The organism is Mucilaginibacter sp. SMC90 (assembly GCF_022811725.1).
Lineage (GTDB): Bacteria > Bacteroidota > Bacteroidia > Sphingobacteriales > Sphingobacteriaceae > Mucilaginibacter.
Map to the genome: position 1 here is coordinate 5,775,211 of NZ_CP094527.1, position 25,294 is coordinate 5,800,504.

Here is a 25,294-nt window from a genome sequence, read left to right on the forward strand (position 1 = left end):
GGATCCTTATTTCCGGCTGCCCGCTGCCATTTCAAGCCTAAGCGCATCGGCCAATGCCTTTGTCTTGGCAGGCATTGAAGCTGCAAGGTTATGTTGCTCGGCCGGATCGGTTTTCAAATTATATAACTGCGGATCTGCCTGCAAACCAGTGGGCACTTTTTTATTAGCGAGCCATGAGGGCGGTGCCTGCGTAACCGGGGCTATATATTTCCAGTTGCCTTGCCTGTAGCACATCGTAAAAGCCTCTTCTATCATTTCGGTACGTCCCTGCCTGGTGTTACCCAGCAATACCGGTGATAGATCACGGCTATCCGGAGCAGCAGAATTGATAACGGGTACAGCAGCTAAAGCCGACAGTGACCGAAAGAAATCAACCTGACTTATAAGGGCATCATTTACTCCCGGTTTAACTTTTCCTGGCCAGCTTACAATTAATGGCACCCGGGTACCGCCCTCGTAAGCACTATATTTTCCGCCCTTATAAATACCCGCCGCCTGGTGTTTACCAAGCTTTGATTCGGCATTGTCGGCGTAACCATCATCTATTACAGGGCCATTATCGCTTGTAAAAATAACCAGTGTATTGTTAATCAGGTTAAGTTTACGAAGTTGATCCATTACCTGCCCGGTAATCCAGTCCATCTCGGCAATATCATCGCCACGCGGCCCCATTTGGGTTGCTCCCACAAATTTTGCGTTAGACATACGGGGTACATGAACATTAGGCAGGGCAAAATACAGGAAGAATGGTTGGCTCCGGTTTGCCTCAATGAAATGCAATGCTTTTGCTGTGAGCACCTCTGAAAAATCCTCATCCTTCCAATAAGCACTATGACCACCACTCATGTAGCCTATACGGCTTACTCCATTTACAATAGTACCGCTATGCTGGGAATCAGCCTGCATTTTAAGCATTTCGGGATGCTGCAACCCAATAGGATCGTTACCTATAGGGTGATCATAACTTACCGATACAGGATCATTAAGATCAAGCTTTACCACATGATGGTCTTCTACAAAAACAGTTGGCACGCGGTCGGGAGTGGCCGGGATAATAAAGCTGTAGTTAAAGCCAATTTCCCGGGGGCCAGGACTAATACTATCGTTCCAGTTTGGATGGCCGGCTCCAAGGCCCAGGTGCCATTTGCCTATTGCTGCTGTAGTGTAGCCAGCCTGCTGCAGCATGCCCGGCATGGTTTGTTGCCCGGGGTTGATAATGAGCGGAGCATCGCCCGGCAGTATGGCTGCCTTATTGCGAAAAGCATAACTCCCGGTCAGGATGGCAAAGCGTGACGGGGTACAGGTTGAGGCCGAGCAGTGGCCATCCGTAAACCTGAGCCCTCCGGCAGCTAAGCGGTCTGTGTTTGGTGTTTTAACGCTGGTTGCGCCATAGCAACTCAAATCGCCATAACCAAGGTCATCAACGTAAATAAATACAATATTAGGCTTGGCAATAGTTTTTGTTTGCGCCGATGCATTTGCAATAGCAAGCAGGCAGCAAAGCATCATCAGCGTATATCTTCTTCTCATTTTATTAGTGTGTGGCAAGGTGCGTACGCTTACCTTTATTAACAATATTTATAAAATCGGTGTACCAAAGCGGATTAGCCGCACAATCGCCATTAGCATCAGGAATAAGCGATTTACAGGCAAAAATAGGGTTAACAAACCACACTGCAGTATTAGGCCCAACGTTAGCCGGGGCCGACTGGCTCAAATACCCATATGTAGCAAGCACCACACCATATTTTTGAAAGTACCTGTAATAAGTTTCCATTACATGCGGAGTAAACCATTTTCGTGTGCCAAACAACTCTGCCCACTCGGTGCTGCTTACTTTTTTTGTGTTAGCTATACTGTACCACTGGTAAAGGTGCAAGGTATCTGCATAGTGATATTTTTGCAAAAAGGCACGTCCGGCCGGATTATCCCCTATCGGTTCTGCCACATGCTGGTTATAAAGCCTGAACATGGAAAACTCCGGAACGATAATTGGTTTTAATGGCATAATGGACCGCACAAAGTCAAGTGCACCGGCAATCTGTAAGGTATCTGCAATATGGAGATGTACGGCCAAACCGGCAATATCATTATTTTCCTGCGCTAACTTGATGAGCCCGGTAACACCCGGCGTGTTTTGCTGCTTTGATTCAAATAAAGCAGGCAGCGAACCCACATAAATATCGGGTTTACGGTATTGCGGGTGTGCATTGTAAAACGGCAAGGCCACTTCCGTCAGCAGGCGCTCTGTAAATTTAACCAATGGCACATAACCTTCTTTATTCAGGTTAAGATCATCATTCTTTGTTTCGAGGTTAGGTTCGTTACCCAGCTTCAGGATATCGATATAGCCGCCCACGCGGGTAAGGATGGCTGTTACGGTAGCAAAGTATTTCTTTTCCTCTTCACTGCCCGGAGCGGGAATATTGAGGTTGTATTTTTTAAAATCCCAGCGAAAGCCAAACGCAACCTTATAACCAGCTTTTTTGGCTTCAATTACTTTTGCAAGGCCAATTTCGGTTGCAGGATCTTTTCGGCCGTTAATGTATTCAAAAATGTAAGGTGTTGTCCGGATCCATTCTACCGGTGTTTTTTTCAGGTAATTGATATCAATGATTTCGGGGTCATGATTGAAATTTGCACCTATCTCCTGCGCAACAGTATTTTGCCCCCAGGCAAGTGACAAGGCAGTAAAAACACACATTAGTTTTAACATAATTTTTTTCATAGTGCAGCATTATTTTTGATTAGCATAAAACACTTTAGCCCGCTTGTCATCAGGCACCAGCTTTCCGTTAACCCATTTAACAGGTACCACTGCCGCACGACAGGTTACCGGAAACCTGGTCCCCATAACACCACGTGGGTTAAAAAATGTAGTAGACCACCACTTTCCGTGTTTATCCTGAAAAATATTGTTGTGCCCCCCCTGTAATATGGCGGCATAACGGGGGCCATAAGGCCCGTATATATGGTCAGCCTCGGCTACAACTACATCATAACTATAGAGGGTTTTATCTTTTTTTTCATCCCTCAGATAAGAATATGATCCATCCGGGCGCACAACTGACCAAACTGTTTGCAGCAACTGGTATTTACCATCATGCCTACTTAAGTAAATTCCCTCAATGTACGGTTCGGGGTTGTAAGGCGTTTCCTGCAGCTTTCTGAATGGCTCGTCAACGTCGCTGAGATCGTTCTTCATCCTTGCTATATAATGATCATGCCCCAGCAGGTACACCTTGTCATCTGTATCCTCAAAAATACTAAGGTCAATATTAGGAAAGATGGCGTGTGCGTTGTTGCCTGGGATATTTTCATATGGGCCTTCGGGTTTTCCGCTTTTACTAACCAGTACAAAGGAGCCCATACCACCGTTAAGACAAGCGGTTATTACCCATTTCTTTTGATGTTTCAGATAGTGTATTTCAGGTGCCCATAATGCACGGTACATCGAATCGAGCGTATCACCGTTTACCGATTTAGTGCTTTTAGGAATTGACCGACCAGCCTTTTGCCAGGGTGCAGCATCTCTATCGAATGACCAAATCAATCCCAATGCTTCCCAGGTATGCATATCTTTTGACCTCCAAAGATAAATACCGTCGTTATAGTCCCAGCAATGCACCTTTCCACCATGAAACTGACGGCCCCCGGCAGCTGTTGTGCCGGTAAGATAATACCAGCCATCCGGCCCAAGAGTAATATAAGTATCGCGCAACCAGGTATCTAAAACAGGCTTCACAATTGAGGGGACCGTTAATGCAGGATTGCCTACCGGGGCAATTGGGTTGCTAAATTCAACAGTATAATTTTTTGGCGGTACCTGCGCAAATATCCAATTTGTACAAAAAGTAATCAGGAGGAAAAGAATACAACAAAATACGGGCAGCTTAATATTCATCTGTAGATTTTAAATCGGTTTATGTATGCAGGTACAGCAAATACATTTCATGCAATTTTAGCATGATGAGATTTCCGTTTTAAGGACAGATGTTAAACTTTACGGGATTATTGTTCACAACTAAGCAAATACACAAAATATTTCAAGGCAAGGCTATTACAGACTTCGACGTTTGCAGGTAGTTTTTAGAATGACCAGGTGATGCAACCCGGAAAACATACTGAATTTTTGCTGTTGGGTGGGTGTACCCTGGTTTTGCTTTCAATAATTTTAAATAAAAAAAGCGGAGCAGAAAATATGTTTTTCTACTCCGCTTACCGTAAGATTTTTTTTGGCCCACTCTTAAACAGCAGGACATTTTTTATTGCAAAAAACTTGGTTAAATATAATATTCTAACAATTATAATTCGGCAATAAGTTCAGATATACGGTTAGATATCCCCACTTCATTGTCATACCAGGCCACCACCTTTAATAGCTTTCCGATAACTTTGGTCATTGAGCCGTCAACAATAGAGGAATGTGTATTACCTAATATATCTGACGAAACCAAAGGTTCCAGGGTATATTGCATAATACCCTTCAGTGAAGTTTCTGCATACCGTTTCAATACCTCATTGACCTCTGCTGCCGAAACTTCTTTTTGTAAATTAATAGAGAGGTCAACAATTGAACCGTCAATAACCGGAACGCGGTAGGAATAACCATCCAGTTTACCTTTGAGATTAGGTAATACATCTCCAATAGCTTTGGCAGCCCCGGTTGTTGTAGGTATAATGTTATATGCTGCGGAACGGGCACGACGCAAATCCCGGTGAGGCGCATCCTGTAAGTTCTGATCAGCAGTGAATGCATGAACGGTAACCATATAGCCCGATTCAATACCATATTCCTTTTCAAGTACATGTAATACAGGGGCAATACTGCCGGTGGTACATGAAGCGGTTGAATAGATATGGTCATCACCGATCAGTTCATTATTTACGCCATGAACAATCGTCTTAACACCACCCGTTGCAGGAGCTGTGATCAACACCTTTTTGGCACCCGCCCTCAGATGCGCTTCTGCAGATTGCTTGTCGGTAAATCTTCCGGTCGATTCGATCACGCCGTCGATCTCCAATTCAGCCCATGGCAATTTCTCCGGATCCTTTTCGCTCAGTAATTTGATATGCCTTCCGTTTACAATGAGATGATCACCGTCTGAACCAACCTCCCCGCGGAAACGGCTATGCGCAGTATCATATTTTAACAAGTGCACAAGTGTCCCGATATCCGTTAGGTCATTAATAGCCACTACCTCTATATTTGCTTTATCCTGTAAAGCGCGCAGGGTCATTCTACCAATCCTGCCAAATCCATTAATCGCGATTTTCATATATTAAAAAATTATATTATAAAAAATTATGGCATAAGTTTTCCATTACGCTTGTGCTCATACCCAGCGTTTATAAAATATGCCGCTTTAATTAAATTGCGTTAGCCGTATCTTCTACCTCTCTGGCTAAAAGGCTTTCAATGCCTGAATCTCGAAGCGATGTTCGGAAAGCCCGCCGGTAATCAGATGGTGTTGTATTTAAGTGTCGTAAAAATACCCGCCGCATAGATACCAAGCCACCCAGGCCACATAACTCTGCTATTTGTTCAAGTGATACATCCGAATCTTCTAAATATTTTCTTGCAGCCTCAATTCTTAGTTTTTCAACAAATTTGGCTGGTGGCATCCCTGTTTCCCTGTGGAAAATCCGGGTAAAGTTGCGGGTGCTCATATTCAACTGGTTAGCGATCTGGTTCACTTCAAGTTTTTCACTCAGGTGCCCAACTATCCATTTTTGTGTTTTTTCACCAATGTGCTCCCGCTCATATATTGGTAACAGGCTGCCGAATTGCGATTGAAACCCTGGCCTGCTTAAATAAAAAACTAATTTACGTGCTACACTGATAGCGATATCCTTGTTGTAATCCTGTTCAACCAGGGCTAATGATAAGTCAATTCCTGACGATACCCCGGCCGATGTATAAACATGTCCATCTTTCGTAAAAAATGGGTTTGCATTAACTTTTACGTCCGGGTAAGTTTTACGTAGTCGCTCACTTGATTGCCAGTGTGTAGTTGCATTCCGGCCGCATAATATTCCGGCTTTTGCCAAAACAAAAGCTCCGCCGCAAATAGAAGCTATGCGGCGGGTATTATATTCGTTTCGCGTTGCTAACCAGTCATAAAACGGCTTTAAACCCGGTTGGCTTTCTTCTCTGGAATCATTGCCAGCTATGATCAGTGTATCAATGGGTCCCTGGATATCTGCTATGAATAATTCGCAGGTGATGCTCATGCCGGCGGCGCTATCTAATTTTTTTCCCGCCGTGGGGGCTGCTACCTTAACGTCATAACCACCCGGAATACCGCGGCTTTCCAGGTACTTGTCAGCGTTGATAAAAACATCCGCGGGACCCGAAAAATTGAGCAACATGCTGCTGGTCATGGCTACAATGATGATCGTTTTTTTGTCCGGGTGCTCGGCTTCCTGATTCATAATTCAAATTTACTGCATTTATCAGATGTCTCAAAGGACATAAATTATACAGTTTTGGCCATAAATAAATGTAAAATTACTATTCTACATCAATGTCAGAACAACTTTGTAGGCCGTCTTTTTCTCCCAGCATGCTATCAACCAGGCTATAAAGCTCAAGGTAAAAATATCGTTATTTGCCGCATTGTTAAGCAGACTAAAAACGGCGTCTCTATATGCCGTTTCAAAAGAGACATCAGGTTTTAACAGGTATTTTTCAACCAGCCTCAGAAACAACAGCACACGCTCTTCCGATGTTTTTAACAGATACTTCTTATACCGACGCCGGAAGCTGTTTAGTCGGGACATGGCAAGCTCTATACTGGAGAATTGTGCATGAACCAAAATTTCCATCAGGTTTTTTCGGATGGTCCATAACATGCCCATTTTCTTTTCATACCAGGCATCAGTACGCGTTAGTAAAGTTAGCTGCTTCAAACTTCCCCGGTCATTAATCAGGGCTAAAAACATCGTCAGGCATATTCGTACATCCTCTATATCTTCCGGCTTAGATCTATTGTTTGTTTTGGAGAGCGATTGCTGCAATAGCGAGATCGCATCGTTAGCCGAACCTGTAAAGAAAAGATTGAGTGCAGAAAGTAATTGATGACGTAAATAAAACAGTTCATGATAGCGGCTATCTGTTATCATTAAATCCATCATTTCCTTAAGGTAGGATGTACTTTGTGCAAACCCCTTGCGCCGCAAATGAAAGTTAGCAAAAAAATAAAGGATGGATATATGGTAAAAAAGATAGGACTGTTTTTTATATACCTGGCCCTGCATAAATTGATTTGTTCGGTAGATATAACGCTCTATCAATCCATAATTCTGCTGTATGGCCGCATACTCATTTGCAATGAACAGAATTTGGTAAATGGATTTATAAGTCATCAGATCCTGAACGGAAATTTTGTATTTCCTGATTGTAGCTACTATTAAGGCTGTCAGGTTAACGATTTTCCCTTTCAAATGTATTTCCTGCAGCTCCTGCCTCAAAAAAGCATAGGCTATATTGAGTTTAGCCTCGCGTTGCATAAGCAACTGGTTCTGCATGAAGCGCGAGGTCAGATCTTCAAAGTTTTCAGATCCCGGCAAATGGGCATACTGTAATTTCAGCAGCAAGAGCTCGTTTAATAAATTGAACTGCTCTAAATGTTCAGCCAGCTGTTCAGCTTTGTCCAAACATTTGAAAGCTATCCTGATCACATCATTTTCCAGCAAGAAACGCCCCACCACCACCAGGCGCAATGCATCGTATGTGTCCGAATGACTACTTTCAAAAGTTTTCTGTGATAAAAATAGCAGCAAGTTATCCTGCAGTCTTTTACGTAAAGCATGGTATGCATCATTATTTTTTCCCGAATTGTAAAGCTTATTTAAGCCATCGATATCGTCAGTTTCTATCAAATCAAACAACTGCAAATTTTTCACATCGCCCCTTTTGTTTTTTTGCTGTAAAAACTGTTTGAAAAGCTTTTTATCGTTATTTCTGAGTAAATTAATTAACTCTGAAAGAGAGTCCATATAGTTATTTTGGTATGTATAAAGATATTGATATTGTAAAATTATATCGTCAGTAATTTTCAAATTCAGGTTTTTATATATCTTTTTTGCAGCCGAGATTTGATTCCATATTAATTACTAAAACAAAAAAACATGGAACCGCTACAACACAAAACAGAAGAAAATTCACCTAATGTAAAATATAACGAAAGGGTCAGAAGCCCATTTAAGCCAACCGGCGCATTTATAGGGGCCTCCTGGTTTGCCTTGTTAACAGGAGTGGTGGGATATTGCATAGGCCTATGGAATGCAAGTATACAGCTGAATGAAAAAGGCTACTATTTTACCATTTTATTATTTGGCCTGTTCGCTGTTATCTCAGTACAAAAAAGCGTGAGAGACAAGTCTGAAGGCATTGCAGTTACCGACCTTTACTATGGCCTGAGTTGGTTTGCAACTATTGCAGCAATGGTTTTGCTAACAATTGGATTGTGGAATGCAGACCTTGCCCGGAGTGAGAAAGGATTTTATGCCATGGCATTCTGCCTGAGTATGTTTTCGGCCATTGCTGTACAAAAAAACACCCGCGACGCAAAGATGCTTGAGGATAAAGAGGTGTAACTTAGCGGTTACCTCCCCGCAGTGCCTTGCCTGGCAAGCCTGCGGGGTTTATTTACGTAAATACGTTATAAGAGCCGCTATCAGCTTAATGTTATCTATTACCTTGTTCAAAAACAATCCCGGCAGGGTCAATTTTCAAGGCAAGTTGTCAATAAAATTGACAACTTTTTATAGCGAGGATTGATCACACAACTCATGATTTACCATCTATATTTCAATAGATTAGCGTTCACAGGCTATCATCTAAAAGCTTGAACTTACCTTAAATAAACTATGCAAGAAGTTATATTACTTGTCGAGATAACCTGAGAGACCCCGATGGCTTTATAGTGGGATATTCTTTTTCATGATAAAGACAATACCTGTAGTACCACCGGTTCCCGAATAGGTTTCGGAGTACTCAAGTGTTTGAACGAGCTCAAATTTACTTTGAACCATAAAGTTTAAGATTGCAGCATATGATTTTTTACCTGTAAGCTTTTCAGAATATTCCTTTCCCATCTTTAATTGTTCGGGAGTATCACCAAAATCAACCTGCACCTTTAGTTTTTTCGATAATAATTTGCCTTCAACTTGAATGTAAGCATACGTACTCATCGCATTTCGCGCAATGATCGCACTACTATCAGGCTTTGTTTCCTGGGAAGATGCTTTCATTGAGAGTATAGTCAAAAGCAAAATGGGCAGTATAAGCTTCATGTTTTTATTTTTTAATTTATACCAGCAAGGCTATTTTGTGAACAAAATAATGCGATTGCTTAAAGATCGGATATTAAAGGGTCATTCAACGCTTTGTTCCTGAAAATAAGACAGCGTGTTCCGTAACATTTCAACTACGTTAATTTACTGATTTACAAAATTGAAATTATGCTTTAATAATACAATTTGATAATCTAATTCGCGCGGAACTACCTGGTCAATCATGCCGTAATATCCAGCCAAGTGCTTAATCACCTATTTTCTTAATAATTGGCTAACGTTAACCATACACAAAAATACACTCTTCTTAATTCGTTGTTTTCTTGATAATCAGGACCATACAGTAAATCCACTGCCGCGCATTTCAATCTGTAACAGGCATTATCCTTTGACGGCATAAACCAAATAAAGGGCCGCCAAAGGTTTACCATGCCAATCTTATTCAATCACAGAACTACTTTAGCGGCCTGCTCGGAAAATGCCCAAAGTGCCCCACCTTTAACCGGGTCAGACGCTTGTGGTGAAATAAAGGCCGCTGCAGGGTAACCTTTTAATTCATCTGTTCCGTCGGGCCCATAATATCCTCCTGGTATTACATCTGCAAACGTGGCTGCGTATAAGGCAGGTAATGCCCCCTGCCAGGCAGGCATCAGCTCACCAAATTTTGCAAGGGCCGCCTCATAGCTTATTTTATCCATATTCCGGGCAAGCGCGGTATTCGTTACCCCAGGATGAGCCCCAACAGAAATTACTTTGTCTCCCTGTTTATCAATCCTGCGTTGTAGTTCGATTACAAACTGGAGGTCTGCAAGTTTGCTGATCGCATATTCCCGAAAAGCGTCGTATCCTTTTTCTAACCTGAGATTATCAAAATCAACATCGGTTGCATACTTGTGTGCGCCGCTGCTTAAAGTAACCACTCTTGCGCTGTCCGATTTTACAAGCATTGGATACAACCGAACGGTCAGCGCAAAATTCGCCAAATAATTAACACCGAATTGCAGCTCAAAACCGTCCTTTGTTTTTGTTTGAGGCGGCACCATAACACCGGCATTGTTGATTAACACATCAAGATGATCATAGCTGCTCATGAATGCCTCCGTAAAAGAGCGAACACTGTCTAAGCTACTCAGATCTATGGGGATAAAGCCGAGCTTCCCGCTATTTACCAACTTGCTTCTTTCTATTTCGATAATTGCGCTCTTCGCTTTTTCCTCGTCCCTCGAAGCAACGATCACCTCGGCCCCGGCATTATAAAAGGTTTTTGCCATTTCAAAGCCGATGCCGCTATTTGCCCCCGTGATAATTACGATTTTTCCGGATTGATCAGCAATATTTTTACTTGTCCACATAACATATGATTTTGCGGCAAAGCTCTCTAATAACGACTGGCATTGGTTACCAAAATCAAAGCCATACCTACCCGGATCAATCAAATTTCCGGCGGAATTCTTTTGGACTCACGCCTTCGCGATTTTTAAAGAAGCGGGAGAAATGTTGAGGTTCATCAAAACCAAGGTACCATGCAACACCAGCGATCGTCAATTTATTTAGGCTAAGCAATGTCTTTGCCTCGGCTGCTACCCGGTTAGCGATCAATGCAGAGGTGGTATGGCCGGTTACCTCTTTTAAAACTTTGTTAAGATGATTAGGATGGAGGTTCAATTGCCTGGCAAAATGAGCAGGAGTACGCAGTTTTAACCGCCAGCGCTTTTTACCTTCAGGATCATCAGGAAACTGGCGCTCCAGCAACTCATCAAATAATGCCCTTATACGGGTAGAAGCGCTTTGTCCGGAATGCACATAACCACCCGCAGGTTGATTTTTTTGTGCTTCATGGATAATCTGAACTATAAGTGTTTTGAGGTAGTCACCCAGATATTCATATGCTCCGTTAATCTCCACCTCCAATTTTTGAAAAAATTGAAGAAAATTTTGATATTCATTTTCATCCAATGGGATAACAGCATTTTCAGATGCCCTGAAAGCAGGAAAATCATTTGGTGAGAAATTCGGTTTGAGAAAGTCTTCAGTAAATGCGCATACATAACCCGACTGCGCAGATCCTCCCGTTTCCCATTGATAAGGAAGCGCTGGATTGGTAAACACCAAAGCCGCATGTTCGATCTCAAAACTCTGATCAGCGTAATGAACGCAGCTTTTGCCCTTTACAATACTGATCTTGAAATAAGTGCGCTTGTCATAACGGGCCCCTTTGTGTTGTTCGCTGATCAACGTATCTAAACGGAAGAAGAGCAGCCCTCGATCAAACTGCGCTTCAGTTACCGCGCCTGGACGCAGCAATTTTTTTAATGTATCTAATGGCAATAGACCAGGCATATGCAAATTTAATTATACACAGGCTACCGGACAGTCATTCTTGTTGTCAATTCATTTTTTTGACATTAACCTATCAATTAACAAGCGCAAAAGTCATTTTATTTATGACAGATGAACAATCTGCCCGGAAGGTCTGATATCAGGGACACGGCGAAGCGTTATATAATATTCGAAAAAAGCTAATCATTATTGCTTTTTCAACCGGCTTATTTGTCGGTTTTCTTTCAAAGTTATACCAACGCAGTTTTTCCCTTCTTTGATAAACTCCAGTTCTATTGGCATCTCCATTATAAAAAATTTGCTTTGACTTTCGGGAATGATCTTAACCTTGCTGTGCCCCGGGGCTATGGCATATAGTTGCCCCGATTCTTTAACTATCAGCAAAGTAAACTGAGGATTTAAGTAATAGCTACCGGTGTATGATTGCAGATCAGTATCAGGCACCTCTGCAATTTCCTTCGTTACTGATTGGTCAAGCCCTTTGAATTTATAAACCCGGCCCACACTGTTAATGATCTCTTTAATAATACCATCATTATCCCCGTTAGTCATCACGACTACTCCATTGCCGCCTTTCATGCTACCATAGTACTGGCAGCGAAAACCCGATGTAACGCCTGCATGTTGAAAATAGACTGCACCGTTTAGGGTATCAACAAACACGCCCAAGCCGGTACGATCATTATGATATGGCTGCAGCATCAGCCTGGCGCTTTCCTGCGTCAGTACTTTAGCTGCCGCTCCCTCACAGGCCAGTTGTACTTCAATTATATATTTTGCCAAGTCGCCCGGGGTAGACCATAAACCTGCGGCGGCCAGCTCAGGATATGTCCGGTACCTGCCATATATTTCCTTTCCGTTAGCATAATGACCGGTGGCTATCTGATCAAATCCTGCTGGCTCCCCATACGTGCTATGTGTCATATCCAATGGCATTAGCACAGCCTTACGCATATAATCATCATAGGTTTGCCCGGTAATATCCATCACCGCCAGTTGTGAGATCAGCACGCCGCCGCCCGAGTAAACCATCTGCTTGCCCGGCTCTCTTTCTGCCTGTATTCGGGGCGTGTTTGCAGGTGGCCGGCCATTGAGTAGTTGAACTATATCCGGTAAGTTACTTCCCCGGTTATACCCGGGGAAACCCGGCACGTTAACACCCGCAGTGTGGCTTAGCAACTGCGCCATCGAAATCGTTTTTTCGCGGCTAATGCTGTCATACCGAAATTTCCAGCGCTGCAGGTAGCTATTGATATCGATGTACAGATCCAGTTTGTTTTCCTGCCGGAGTTTCATGATACCTACCGCATTGAGCGACTTGCTTACCGAGCCTGCCTGGAAAAGTGTTTGTTCTGTTACCGGTTTCCCTAAACTATCGCTGGTCGTACCATAACCTTTAACCCCGATAATTTTATAATTTTTGATGATGGCTATGCTTACACCAGGGACATGATAATAAGCCATCCTGTCCGTTAACAACATGGGAGGATTGCCTTTTATCCGGATATTACCCACCAGGTTCTTCTCAACTTCCGCAAGCTTATCATTTACAAACTGTCCATAAGCGGCACTGCCCGGTAATACAAGCAGTGCCAATATGCAAATTAATCTGTTCATTATTTCAGCTTAACAAAAGCGTCTTTTTCTTTTTGAACCAGGCCCGCTACTTTGTTACCGGCATCCCGGGTAAATTTAAGTGGCTCGCCTGTGGCATTAATAGTAAAACTATCCTTCCCTGTGGATGTAATAGGACTGTTGATATTTTCTGCTGATGACGATGCCCATAATTTGCCATACCTTGCTGCTATTTCAACAGAAACAATTTTCCCATTATTGTTTAACTGATATTTACCCAGGTAGTCCTCGTAATTCGCAGGACTAACCGTTTCTGTGGTTGATTTTTGCAGCTTTTTCCACACCGTACCATCGGGCATTTGTATTGCGCTTATTTTTTTACCGCCATCACGTACAAAAGTGATGGGTATACCCATTTCCTCAACCATAAAGTCATCTTTTGAGGCATGCTTAAGGTTTAGTTGCTGCCCCGATGTTAGATTGGTAGCTAATAATTTCCCATTAACCACCTCAAGTTCGTACTGCAAGGTGATGTTATTTTGTGAAGCTTCGTACCTCCCTGTGTATTCGCTAAGTGAATCTGCCTGGATTTTTTGCTGGGTTATTGATGGGTTTGCTTTTGCGTTTGTTGCCGAAAATAATACCCCAATTACAAATACCAATAGTGTGCTGATTAAATACTTTTTCATTTGCTGTTTTTGTTGATTATAGATTTATGACAAGCGGTTGATCAATCCGCTTTGCAGCAACAAAAGAAGTATTATGGCACTTACGCGTCTACTCAAATCGGGATTTGAGCATTGTTTTTTTGGCGGTTTATCTTTTTTTGAGGGATTGGCGTTTATTTACTGCGGGGCAGGATCTCCGTGTAGCCATTTTTGTAACGGATCTCGATTTTATCAATATCAGTTTTCCCGGCTTTAATACTTTTCACTGTGTATCCATCCGCAACAAACAGATTGCCGCTCACCGGATAAAGCTGTGATTTATCCCCCTTAGATGTAGTTAAAAAAGCATGATCGCCCTGAACTATAATCTGCTTATCGCCGTAATTGCCGGCAATTGACCGCATAGGTCCCGGGGCAAGGTAACGGGCATGCAGTTTAGCGCTGTCGGCAAAAACCTGCCACTTTTGTTGCTGAAAAACACTTGAGTCGCGGTTAACCTTCCGCCAAAGCCCATCCCCCGTCATCATAAGGCCGTTGACCTGTTTATTATGCCCCCGGTTAAATTTTATAGACCAGCCAAAGCCTTTAACCATAAAATTATCGCCATTTAAATACCAGAGCGGTTTTTCATACTGATCCCACGAAGCAGTAATCACCAGTGCACCTTTCATCTCCGTAACATCTACATAATTGGTTTGCTCCTTTACAGTTTTCTGATACCTGCCAGTGTATACTTGCAAAACGGGTTTAGGGTTTGTGCAGCCCACAGCAAACCACCCTGCAATAAAAACGCCTTTAAATAAACCCTTAAAACGATTCATGATTTACTTCGTTGTGTTCTGCAGTTGCAATATTGAACCGGTTATTTTGATAAGCACTGGGCGTAATTCCTGTGAACTGTTTAAAACACCTCTGAAAAGTTGCGATAGAATTAAAGCCGCAATCAAGGGCGATTGCTGCTATAGTATATTGACGCAGGCTATGATCGCCAAGCTTGTTCATGGCTTCCTGTATACGATATTCGTTTATAAAATCATTAAAGCTTTTACCTATATGCTGATTGAGCAAATTGGAAAGCTGTTTCTCGGATATGCCCAAACGCGCCGCCACTAAATCTACTTTCAGGGCCGGATTTAAGTACAGTTTTTCGCTTTCCATTAATGCTATAAGTCCTCGTTGATATTCGCCTGCATCGGTAGCCGCAAAATGAGATTTAGGTTGCGGCCTGTTATAGGCTATAACATCTTCGTTAGTCATTCTTTTTTGACGAATAAGGAGACGCATACCCAAATAATAAACCATTACTATTGCCGGTAAATACAAGTAAGGCTTATTCCAGGCAGGCAACGCGGTTATAGATACCGATATAAACAGAATGGCAATTAAAGCAAAAATGAGATAAAGGAAGGTGCGTAACCATTTAAGATCGTCGCGCCGGAAGGTATCTATCCCTTCATTTTTCGATGCACGCGCCACTATCGTATAACTAACTATACTATAAGCAAGTAAAGAAATAAGTACCGGCAAATCAAAAATAACGCTGTGTTGAAAAAGAAAATTCTGCACCCTATCATCAGCATAAAATGCTGTTACACGCGGGATAGACAGGATGCCGGTTTCGTATAATAAAAAAACAAATTGCGGACGGCAATCAAGTAATACAGGTAAAAAATGAAGGGTGCTTTTTAGCGTCAATTTTTTATTGCCCTGCACCAGGCTTCGCGTATAAAAATAGATCATCGGGCCCAACGCCATTTTCAATACAGGGATGCATGTACCCAGCATAGGAAAACGCCAAAACAGGTTTGAGGCAAAAAGCTCCATTGCAATGGTCGATTCGGCAATAATGAAGATAACCCCTGCTATCCATTTATAACTGTTAAAGTTTTTAGCATGATATAACAGAATAACCGACAGCAGTAACCCCTGCACAGCCAGCGAGATCAACAGTATATCGATTAAATTCAAGGCAATATTCATATCGCTAATGCCGGCCTGTTGGCAGGTTTGGGTTTTAAAAAACTAAACTAAGGAAAGATTTGCGTAGAAGGGCAATTTATATACACTTTAGCAACTAACATGAAAGATAGCCTGCTTAAGGCTCTTGCTTTAGGGGATTTGCCCCTTTTTCTTCAACTTACAAAACTTTATTAACCCCGCACACAAAACGAGTAACTATAAATTAATTCATTAACTATAAAATATACCGCAAGAAAGCGACTATTTTTTCAAACCCATACCTTAACCGGGTTTATAATGGGGCGATGTCACCTATTGTTCAATTATTTTGGCAATCCCCTTTAAAATGAGCAGTTTTGAGAGTTAAATATTTTTAATCAAACGCAGAAGCCTGTTAAAAACGGTTTGATAAAATTATCGGTGCAACCTTTCCGAACCTGATTCGGTAGCAATCCCTATGTTACCAGGAATTGGTGGGCCCACCATGATGATATTTCTTTTTAAACGGCTTCTGAGCGAAAATCATCGCGAAAAACCGGATTCGATCCATAAATGAATTTAAACCCAAGAAATACCATATCCAAAATGTTTACCCAATACAGTTTGATGAATTTAAAACCCGAATGGTTAATCAACAAAAAATCACTGCCAAAAGCAATTTGTATCCTATCATTTTTGGTGATTGCAGCACTTTCATCATGTGGCAACGGGAAAGACAAAAACAGCGACGGGCAAGCCGAACAGGTGCTTGATTATAAGGTACTTGAGCTTCAGCCAAGGCAGGCCACGTTAAATGTTGATTATCCTGCCAGCTTACAGGGACAGCAAAACATTGAGATCCGCCCGAAGGTTGACGGCTATGTTGAGAAGATCTATGTAGATGAAGGCGCGTCGGTTACCAAAGGGCAGTTGCTTTTTAAAATAAGCGCTCCGCAATATGAGCAGGATGTACGTACTGCCCAGGCAGGGATTAAAACCGCTGAGGCCGACCTGGCCCTGGCACGGATGCAGGTTAATAAGGTAAAACCCTTGGTACAGCAGGATATCATCAGTAGATACGAGCTGGAAACTGCCGAATACAATGAACAATCAAAAGCCGCAGCTTTAGCCCAGGCAAAAGCCGCACTTGTTAATGCACAGGTTAATTTGGGTTATACTACCATTACAAGCCCTGTTAATGGTGTAATAGGCTCATTGCCACATAAATTGGGAAGCCTTGTAAGCGCAAGCAATACCGAACCATTAACTACAGTTTACAATACAGCAAACGTATATGCCTATTTTGCCCTGAATGAAAAAGCGTTATTAGCCTTCACCCGCGATAGTTCTGATAAAACATCGCTTAGCGCCAAAATTGCAAAGTTGCCAAATGTATCATTGATATTGCCGGATAGCAGCATTTACGAACATACCGGCCGGGTTGAAACCATTAATGGCTTGATCAATACGGCTACAGGCGCTGCCAACATGCGTGCCGATTTTGTTAATCCGCGCGGCGTGATCAGGAGTGGAAGCAGTGCTACGGTGCGGATACCTAATGTTATTAAAAATGCTATCCTGGTACCGCAATCTGCCACGTACGAATTGCAGAACAAACGTTTTGTATATGTGGTTGACGCGCAAAAAAAGGTTAAAAACACCGCGATAGAGGTTATGAACAATACAGAGGGGCAGTTTTATGTAGCAACCGATGGTATCAAGGCAGGCGATGTGATCATATTGGAAAGCAGCGGCAATTTAAAAGATGGCACTGTAATAAAACCGGCTCCCGTTAGCGCGCAAAGCGTTTATGGCGATACAAAATAAACTCAAAAAATCTTATCCAAAAAACATAAAGCAATACCATGCTTAAAAAATTCATTGAGCGTCCTGTACTTTCAACCGTAATATCGGTGATCCTGGTTATACTCGGCGTACTTGGGCTTGCAACATTACCCGTATCACAATACCCGGATATTGCGCCGCCTACCGTACAGGTGCAGGCCTTTTACAGCGGTGCCAATGCCGACGTAGTGCTTAAAAGCGTGATCATTCCACTGGAAGAGCAGATCAACGGCGTAGAGAACATGACCTACATGACCTCATCGGCCAGTAATGACGGTTCAGCATCTATTACCGTATTTTTTAAAGTAGGCACCAACCCCGATCTGGCTGCGGTGAACGTGCAAAACCGCGTATCGCGGGCTACCAGCTTACTTCCTTTAGTTGTTACACAATCGGGCGTATCGGTATCAAAAAGTCAGAGCAGTGAGCTCATCATTTTTTCGTTATACAGCGAAAACAAGATCTATGATGAAACTTTTTTGCAAAACTATACCAAGATCAACCTTGTACCACAGATTCAGCGCGTAACCGGCGTAGGCCAGGCGCAAGTATTCGGTTCAAAAGATTATTCGATGCGGATTTGGCTTAAGCCGGATGTGATGTCGCGGTATAGTTTGGTACCTGATGATATTACGGAGGCACTTAATGAGCAGAACATTGAAGCCGCCCCCGGTAAATTTGGCGAAAACAGCCACGAGCCATTTCAATATGTTTTACGCTATAAAGGCCGCCTGCAAACGCCCAAAGAGTTTGGTGATATGATCATCAAATCGGTAGGGAACGGCGAGTTGTTACGCCTGAGCGATGTTGCCCGTGTTGAACTTGGCGCACTTGATTATTCGTTTGTTGAGCAAACCAACGGTTTGCCATCAGTAGGTGTGGCCATCAGTCAAACCGCCGGATCAAACGCTCATGATGTGATCAACGAGACCAAGAAAATAATTGACCAGGCTTCGCAAAAGTTCCCGGCCGGTGTCAAAATAGCCTACCTTGTTGATGCCAACGAGTTTTTGAACGCCTCGATAGAAAAAGTTATCAGCACCTTGATTGAGGCTTTTATATTGGTGTTTATTGTAGTGTTTGTTTTTCTGCAGGATTTCAGGTCCACATTGATCCCGGCTATCGCCGTACCGGTAGCTATTATAGGTACATTCTTTTTCCTTAACCTGTTTGGGTTTACCATCAACCTGCTTACGCTATTTGCATTGGTACTGGCTATTGGTATCGTAGTAGATGATGCCATTGTGGTTGTTGAGGCCGTGCACGCCAAACTTGATCAAGGCTATAAATCGGCGCGGAAAGCCTCTGTTGATGCGATGAACGAGATCTCCGGAGCCATCATTTCCATCACCCTTGTAATGTCAGCTGTGTTTTTGCCGGTTACATTCATATCAGGCTCTACCGGGGTATTTTATAAGCAATTTGGTATAACGCTTGCCGTGGCCATTATCTTATCTGCAGTAAATGCCTTAACGTTAAGTCCGGCCCTGTGCGCACTGTTTCTGAAACCGCATGAAAAAGGCCAGCCCAAGCACGGTTTTATTAACAGGTTTTATGTTGCGTTCAATACCTCGTTCGATGTGGTAAGCGGTAAATATCAAAAATCGGTAAGCTTTTTGGCACGCCGCAAATGGATCGTTATCGCCACTGTTGTGGTGTTTGCCGCCTTATTTGCGTTTTTGGTAAAAACTACCCCTTCCAGCTTTGTGCCTAATGAAGACCAGGGGACGATATTTGCCGCCATTAGCCTTCCGCCGGCATCGTCAATGGAGCGCACCGAAGCCGTCGCGACTAAAATAGACAGCATCGGCCGTACCTTCCCCGAAGTAGAAAACTCGCTTAAACTGGTAGGATTTAACTTTTTGGCAGGATCGGGCAGCGCATACGCTATGGTGATCCTGAAACTTAAAGATTGGGACCACCGCAAGCAAAAAAACCAAAGCCTTGAAAGTATCATCGGGCAGCTTTTTGCTAAAACCAGCGGACTGCGCGAGGCGAGCGTATTTTATTTTTCGCCTCCTACCCTACAGGGTTTTGGTAACAGCGATGGCTTTGAGTTTCAGTTACAGGATAAAGGCGGCCATACCATTAATGAAATTTTTAAAGTAAGCAACGATTTTCAGGCCGCGTTGCGCAAACGTAAAGAGATCCAAAACCTGAACTCATCGTTTAACCCTAACTTTCCGCAATACCAGGTTGATGTAAACGTGGCCAAATGTAAAGAAGCCGGTGTTAGCGTGAACTCCGTACTGGGTACCCTGCAAGGCTATTACGGAGGTTTGTACGCGTCAAACTTTAACCAGTTTGGCAAGCAATACCGCGTTATGGTTCAGGCCGATTATGATTACCGCACCAACCAAACCGGGCTCAGCAAAATATTTGTGCGCAACAAAGCCGGGGAAATGGCACCTATTACCTCTTTTGTTACTTTACGCAGGGTGTTTGGGCCGGAGTCTATTTCGCGCTTTAACCTGTTTACCGCCATATCGGTGTCAGGATCTCCTAACCCTGGCTACAGCACCGGCGACGCCATTAAAGCCATCCAGGAAACGGCAGTTCAAAACCTGCCTGCCGGTTACGACTATGAGTTTTCGGGCCTTACCCGCGAAGAATTAAGTACAGGCACACAATCGGCATATATATTCATCCTTTGCCTGGTGTTCGTTTACTTTTTACTGAGCGCCCAGTACGAAAGCTATATCCTTCCCTTTGCGGTGTTATTATCGCTGCCGGTTGGTTTGGCAGGCACTTATATATTTGCAAGGATCTTTGGCATTGGCAGCAATATCTATTTACAGATCTCGCTTATCATGCTCATCGGTTTATTGGCCAAAAACGCCATCCTGATCGTAGAGTTTGCGCTCGACAGGCGAAGGGCTGGTATGGAAATTATCCCCGCAGCCATTGCCGGAGCCGAAGCGCGTTTACGCCCTATCCTCATGACCTCCTTTGCCTTCATTTTTGGTATCATGCCTTTGATGTTTTCGACCGGGGCAGGTGCTAACGGTAACCGTTCCATTGGCGCTGGTGCTGTAGGCGGTATGTTTGTGGGCACCGTGTTCGGCGTGTTTGTGATACCGGTGTTGTTCATTATATTTCAGTTATTGCAGGAACGTGTAAGTCCGCTCAACAAGCGTTACGATGAAGACGATGACACGCCCGAAACTACGCCTGCACCCTAATTTACCTCTTACAATGAATAAAAAAGTCATAAGATATACCTGTTTGCCCGCCATATTGCTGTTTGCGTTATCGTCATGCCTGGTCAATAAAAAATACCGGCAGCCCGGCGTCAACACCAATAATTTATATCGCGACGTTACTACAAACGATAGCGCTACGATGGCGGTGATGCCCTGGCAAACACTTTTTACCGATACTACTTTAAAAGCATTGATACAGGAGGGCTTAAATAATAACCTCGACCTGAAAAATGCCATCCAACGTATTGCCGAAGCACAGGCCACCCTGCTGCAAAGCAAAGGTGCGTTACTGCCCAACGTAAGCGCAAATGCTTCGGTAACCCGTTCCAAGCAATCAACCGCTGGGCTTAACTTCCCTACCGGCATCGGGTTTAATACACTAACTACCACTTACCAAGCTGGCTTAACCACCTCATGGGAGGCAGACATCTGGGGTAAACTAACCAGCGCAAAACGGGCGGCCTTTGCAGGCTACCTGCAAACCGATGCTGCTAAACGTGCTGTACAAACCCAGCTCATAGCCGATATTGCCAATAATTACTTCCTACTACTGTCGCTTGATCAGCAACTGGAAATAACCAAAGAAACATTGGCAAACCGTATAAAAGATGTGGAGACCATGAAAAAGCTGAAAGAAGGCGCGGTGGTTACCGGTGCGGCTGTGGTGCAAAGCGAAGCCAACCGGTACGCAGCCGAGGTATCCATCCCTGATCTGAAACGCAGTATCCGCGAAACGGAGAACGCTTTGGATATTTTACTTGCCCGTGCGCCGGGGCCTGTAAACCGTACCAATCTTTCGGGCCAAAATATAACAGCACCATTGCAAACGGGCGTACCCTCACAACTGCTTGCCAACCGCCCGGATGTACAGCAAGGCGAATACGCTTTCAGGCTCGCATTTGAAAACACCAATGTGGCCCGGGGCTATTTTTATCCCCAGTTCACGATTACCGCTTCGGGTGGTTTTTCAAGCTTGCAGCTGAAGGACTTTTTTGATCATTCGGTATTTTACAATATTGTTGGTGGTTTAACTCAGCCCATATTTAACCAGGGCATTAACAAGGCGCGCCTGCGTACTGCACAGGCACAGCAACAAGAAGCGCTAAACAGTTTCCAGAAAACATTGCTGGTGGCAGGCCAGGAAGTATCCGATGCGCTTTATGCCCATCAAACCGCCGTTGAAAAGCAGGATGCGAGAGCAAAACAAATTGCTGCCCTACAAAAATCAGTTACGTATACGCAGCAGTTATTGCGCTTTAGTTCAGCTACAAATTACACCGATGTGCTTACTTCCGAACAAAATCTTTTATCAGCCCAATTAAGCGGAGTGAATGATAAGTTACAGGAATTACAGGCAATAGTTAACCTTTACCGGGCATTGGGCGGGGGCTGGCGATAGGGCGTTTTGCTGGTTTTGAAGGGTTGTAAACCTGGTAACCTATTACCTGAATTTTAAAGAGGACGCGGGATCAGGCTTCGTAATCAATAAGGTGAGCCTAATAGTAAGCGATACTTTAACACCCGTACCTCCTTATATGTCATAAACCAATGCCGCCGCGTGATTCCGGATACCCGGACCAAAACAAAATATTTATTTTTAGGTTTATGAATGGATTATGCATTTACAGGACAATGAGCAGTTAAACCAAGTGGTACAAAGTGCCCCGATTGGTATTTGTATACTTGACGCCGTTACTTTTGAAGCGGAATTGCTCAATGACAAATTTCTGGAGATCGCCGGCAAACCCAAGGAGGCCATCATCGGCAAATGGTACTGGGAACCCTTTGCCGAAGCACGTGCTACTTATGAATCTGTACTTAAAAATGTAGCCCAAACCGGCGAAGCATTTCATGCGAACGAGGCAGAACTCATGCTGATTCGTCATGGCGAGGAGGAAATGATCTTCGTAACCTTTGTTTATGCCCCGGTGTTGAATACCGCAGGCGAAGTAACCAAGATCGCAGTTTGGGTTTTCGAAAACACCAGGCAGGTGAAGGAGCGCAGGGCTATCATAGCAAGTGAGGAACGCCTCAGGGCCTTAATTACCGCCTCATCTGATGTGATTTACAGTCTGAGCGCAGACTGGGAAATTATGCGGGAACTGGACGGACGCGGCTTTCTGAAAGATACCCATAAGCCCATCAGTGGCTGGCGGACTCAGAACGTGCACCCGGATGATATGGAGATAGTCAACGCCACGATTGCTGAGGCCATCCTGAAAAAACAAATATTTCAACTGGAGCACAAGGTATTACGCGCTGACGGATCTCCCGGCTGGACATTTTCGCGGGCAGTCCCTATCCTGGACGAGCGCGGTGATATTGTAGAATGGTTAGGCACAGCCGCCGACATTACAGAACGTAAACGGATTGAAAACGCCCTGCGCGAAGCCAGGGAACAGGCCGACAAGCAAAAAAGGGTTTATGAAGCGATCACTTCGGGCACGCCCGACCTGATGTACGTTTGGGATCTTGATTATCGTTTCACCTATGTTAACAGTGCGCTGTTGGCGATGTGGGGAAAAACATGGGATACCGCGATAGGGAAAGGCCTCAGGGAAAATGGTTATGAGGAATGGCACGCCGCAATGCACGAACGCGAGATCGATGAGGTAAGGGCTACAAAAAAAGCCGTGCGTGGTGAAGTTGCTTTTCCTCATGCCACACTGGGTAAACGAACCTATGACTATATCTTAATTCCGGTACTTGATGAGGCAGGCGTAGTTGAAGCGGTAGCCGGCACTACGCGGGATATCACCGAACGTAAACTTTGGGAAGAAAAACTGGCACAGGCTTCGGAAGAATTGCAGGCGATCAATGAAGAGATGGTGGCCGTTAATGAAGAACAGGCGGCCTCTAACGAGGAACTGATTGTTACCAACGAAGAGCTAACGGCGGTGCAACAACGCCTGGAAACTACAAATCACGAGCTGGAGGCCAGTTCTTCGCGCCTGCGCATGGCTATCGAATCTACCCGGTTAGGCACCTGGGATTTTGATCCCCGGAGCGGGGCCCTCTACTGGTCAAAGGAATGCCACGAGATTTACGGTTTGCCGCTTGATCAAACCCCTACATTTGCTACATTTTCAGAACATATTTACCCGGCCGATCACGATTGGGTACAGCAGCAAATACAAGACGCAATTAGCCCGGAAAAAGGCGGGCATTATGAACTCAGCTTCCGGATCATCCGGTTTGGAGACCGTCAAATCCGTTGGATCAAGGTTCACGGCACCGTATACTTTGACCAGGGCGAGGCTGTGCGTTTCATTGGCACAGTGCTTGATATCACGGATATCAAAGCCGCCGAAGAGCAAAGCGCCAAGCTGGCGGCCATTATCCAGTCGTCAGACGATGCGATCATCAGTAAAACATTTGAAAGTAAGATCACCAGTTGGAACGCAGCAGCTGAACGCATTTTTGGCTATAAAGCTGAGGAGATGATTGGCGAAAGTATTTATAAACTCATACCCGAGGAACTGCATTTTGAGGAACCGCAGATCCTGGAACGTTTAGGGTCGGGCAAGCGCGTACAACATTTCGAAACAAAAAGACGCACCAAAGATGGGCGGCTGATCGACGTATCGCTTACGATCTCGCCGGTTAAAGATTCTCGGGGAAATATCATCGGGCTTTCCAAGATAGCCCGAGATATCACTGAAAAGAAATTGGACGAAAACCGCAAAAGTGATTTTATCGGGATGGTAAGCCACGAGCTTAAAACACCCCTTACTTCGCTCAGCGCTATCATCCAGGTAACCAACGCCAAACTGAAGACCAGCGGAGATAGTTTTTTGATTAACGCCATGGAAAAAGCCAATCAGCAGGTAAAACGGATGGCCACCATGATAAACGGCTTCCTGAATATTTCCAGGCTGGAATCTGGCAAGATCCATATCGAAAAACAGCCTTTCGATATCGGGACGCTGATAGCGGATATGATAGATGAAGCCAGCCTGACTGCCCGTACAGATCTCATCCGGTTTACTCGCTGCCCTTCTATAACGGTTAATGCCGACCGGGACAAGATCGGCTCTGTGATCTCCAATCTTATCAGCAATGCCATCAAATATTCACCAACGGCGGCATCTGTCGAAATTACCTGCGCCACCAGTGATGGACAGGTCATTGTCAGCGTAAGAGACGAAGGCATGGGGATCAAACCGGAAGACCTCGGTAAAATATTCGACAGGTACTACCGGGTGGAAGACACTCACACCCGCCATATTGCGGGTTTTGGTATCGGCCTGTACCTGAGCTCCGAGATCGTTCAGCGCCATGGCGGCAAAGTATGGGCAGAAAGCCAACCGGGCGTGGGCTCTACCTTCTATTTCAGCCTGCCGCTGGAAACCGATTAATTACCCGGATGTTATGGATATCGGGCGGATTAACTTTACTCCCAAATATGAACGGTTGATGCAA

Annotated in this window: 18 protein-coding genes; 5 read left to right on the forward strand and 13 right to left on the reverse strand. The window is 44.1% G+C overall.

Annotated elements, in window-relative coordinates; genetic code table 11:
* Positions 1-6 precede the first annotated feature (6 nt).
* The 6 genes from MTO98_RS23890 to MTO98_RS23915 all read right to left on the reverse strand — a co-directional run bounded on the left by MTO98_RS23890 (position 7) and on the right by MTO98_RS23915 (position 8,004).
* A complete protein-coding gene (locus MTO98_RS23890; RefSeq protein WP_243481495.1) occupies positions 7-1,530 on the reverse strand; it encodes an arylsulfatase in 1,524 nt (507 codons plus the stop codon).
* A gap of 4 nt (positions 1,531-1,534) precedes the next feature.
* The gene (locus tag MTO98_RS23895) at positions 1,535-2,728 is read right to left on the reverse strand and encodes a hypothetical protein (RefSeq protein WP_243481496.1); all 1,194 of its coding nucleotides are present in this window, start codon (positions 2,726-2,728) and stop codon (positions 1,535-1,537) included.
* A gap of 9 nt (positions 2,729-2,737) precedes the next feature.
* Positions 2,738-3,904: a family 43 glycosylhydrolase gene (locus MTO98_RS23900; RefSeq protein WP_243481497.1), complete on the reverse strand. Its 1,167-nt coding sequence runs from the start codon at positions 3,902-3,904 to the stop codon at positions 2,738-2,740.
* Between the two features lie 400 nt (positions 3,905-4,304).
* Positions 4,305-5,282 (reverse strand): type I glyceraldehyde-3-phosphate dehydrogenase, encoded by a 978-nt coding sequence (gene gap / locus MTO98_RS23905; protein ID WP_243481498.1) that lies wholly within the window; start codon positions 5,280-5,282, stop codon positions 4,305-4,307.
* A 91-nt stretch (positions 5,283-5,373) separates the two neighbouring features.
* Positions 5,374-6,438 (reverse strand): GlxA family transcriptional regulator, encoded by a 1,065-nt coding sequence (locus MTO98_RS23910; RefSeq protein ID WP_243481499.1) that lies wholly within the window; start codon positions 6,436-6,438, stop codon positions 5,374-5,376.
* Between the two features lie 84 nt (positions 6,439-6,522).
* Positions 6,523-8,004, reverse strand: coding sequence for a hypothetical protein (locus MTO98_RS23915; RefSeq protein ID WP_243481500.1), 1,482 nt, complete (start codon positions 8,002-8,004; stop codon positions 6,523-6,525).
* Between the two features lie 132 nt (positions 8,005-8,136).
* Between MTO98_RS23915 and yiaA the strand changes: the two genes are divergently transcribed.
* On the forward strand, positions 8,137-8,604 hold the full coding sequence (yiaA, locus tag MTO98_RS23920) for an inner membrane protein YiaA (protein WP_243481501.1): 468 nt from the start codon (positions 8,137-8,139) through the stop codon (positions 8,602-8,604).
* A 324-nt stretch (positions 8,605-8,928) separates the two neighbouring features.
* Here the strand turns inward: yiaA and MTO98_RS23925 are convergent, their stop codons facing one another.
* From MTO98_RS23925 to MTO98_RS23955, 7 genes are all read right to left on the reverse strand, one after another.
* On the reverse strand, positions 8,929-9,303 hold the full coding sequence (locus MTO98_RS23925; RefSeq protein WP_243481502.1) for a hypothetical protein: 375 nt from the start codon (positions 9,301-9,303) through the stop codon (positions 8,929-8,931).
* A 446-nt stretch (positions 9,304-9,749) separates the two neighbouring features.
* Positions 9,750-10,655 (reverse strand): oxidoreductase, encoded by a 906-nt coding sequence (locus MTO98_RS23930; RefSeq protein WP_243481503.1) that lies wholly within the window; start codon positions 10,653-10,655, stop codon positions 9,750-9,752.
* A gap of 76 nt (positions 10,656-10,731) precedes the next feature.
* Positions 10,732-11,631, reverse strand: coding sequence for an AraC family transcriptional regulator (locus MTO98_RS23935; protein WP_243481504.1), 900 nt, complete (start codon positions 11,629-11,631; stop codon positions 10,732-10,734).
* 198 nt (positions 11,632-11,829) lie between these two features.
* Complete coding sequence (locus tag MTO98_RS23940) at positions 11,830-13,260, reverse strand: serine hydrolase (protein WP_243481505.1); 1,431 nt, start codon at positions 13,258-13,260, stop codon at positions 11,830-11,832.
* A complete protein-coding gene (locus tag MTO98_RS23945; protein ID WP_243481506.1) occupies positions 13,260-13,907 on the reverse strand; it encodes a DUF3471 domain-containing protein in 648 nt (215 codons plus the stop codon). The genes MTO98_RS23940 and MTO98_RS23945 overlap by 1 nt, the downstream gene beginning before the upstream one ends.
* A 152-nt stretch (positions 13,908-14,059) precedes the next feature.
* Positions 14,060-14,707 carry a hypothetical protein gene (locus MTO98_RS23950; RefSeq protein ID WP_243481507.1) on the reverse strand — a complete coding sequence of 216 codons (648 nt, stop codon included), beginning with the start codon at positions 14,705-14,707 and terminating at the stop codon, positions 14,060-14,062.
* Positions 14,694-15,854, reverse strand: a complete 1,161-nt coding sequence (locus MTO98_RS23955; RefSeq protein WP_243481508.1) for an AraC family transcriptional regulator — start codon at positions 15,852-15,854, stop codon at positions 14,694-14,696. The genes MTO98_RS23950 and MTO98_RS23955 overlap by 14 nt, the downstream gene beginning before the upstream one ends.
* A 543-nt stretch (positions 15,855-16,397) precedes the next feature.
* Here MTO98_RS23955 and MTO98_RS23960 point away from each other — a divergent pair.
* From MTO98_RS23960 to MTO98_RS23975, 4 genes are all read left to right on the forward strand, one after another.
* Positions 16,398-17,651 (forward strand): efflux RND transporter periplasmic adaptor subunit, encoded by a 1,254-nt coding sequence (locus MTO98_RS23960; RefSeq protein ID WP_243481509.1) that lies wholly within the window; start codon positions 16,398-16,400, stop codon positions 17,649-17,651.
* Positions 17,652-17,689: 38 nt separating this feature from the next.
* Complete coding sequence (locus MTO98_RS23965; protein WP_243481510.1) at positions 17,690-20,851, forward strand: efflux RND transporter permease subunit; 3,162 nt, start codon at positions 17,690-17,692, stop codon at positions 20,849-20,851.
* 13 nt (positions 20,852-20,864) lie between these two features.
* Complete coding sequence (locus tag MTO98_RS23970; RefSeq protein ID WP_243481511.1) at positions 20,865-22,271, forward strand: efflux transporter outer membrane subunit; 1,407 nt, start codon at positions 20,865-20,867, stop codon at positions 22,269-22,271.
* 217 nt (positions 22,272-22,488) lie between these two features.
* A complete protein-coding gene (locus MTO98_RS23975) occupies positions 22,489-25,230 on the forward strand; it encodes a PAS domain S-box protein (protein WP_243481512.1) in 2,742 nt (913 codons plus the stop codon).
* Positions 25,231-25,294: the final 64 nt, after the last annotated feature.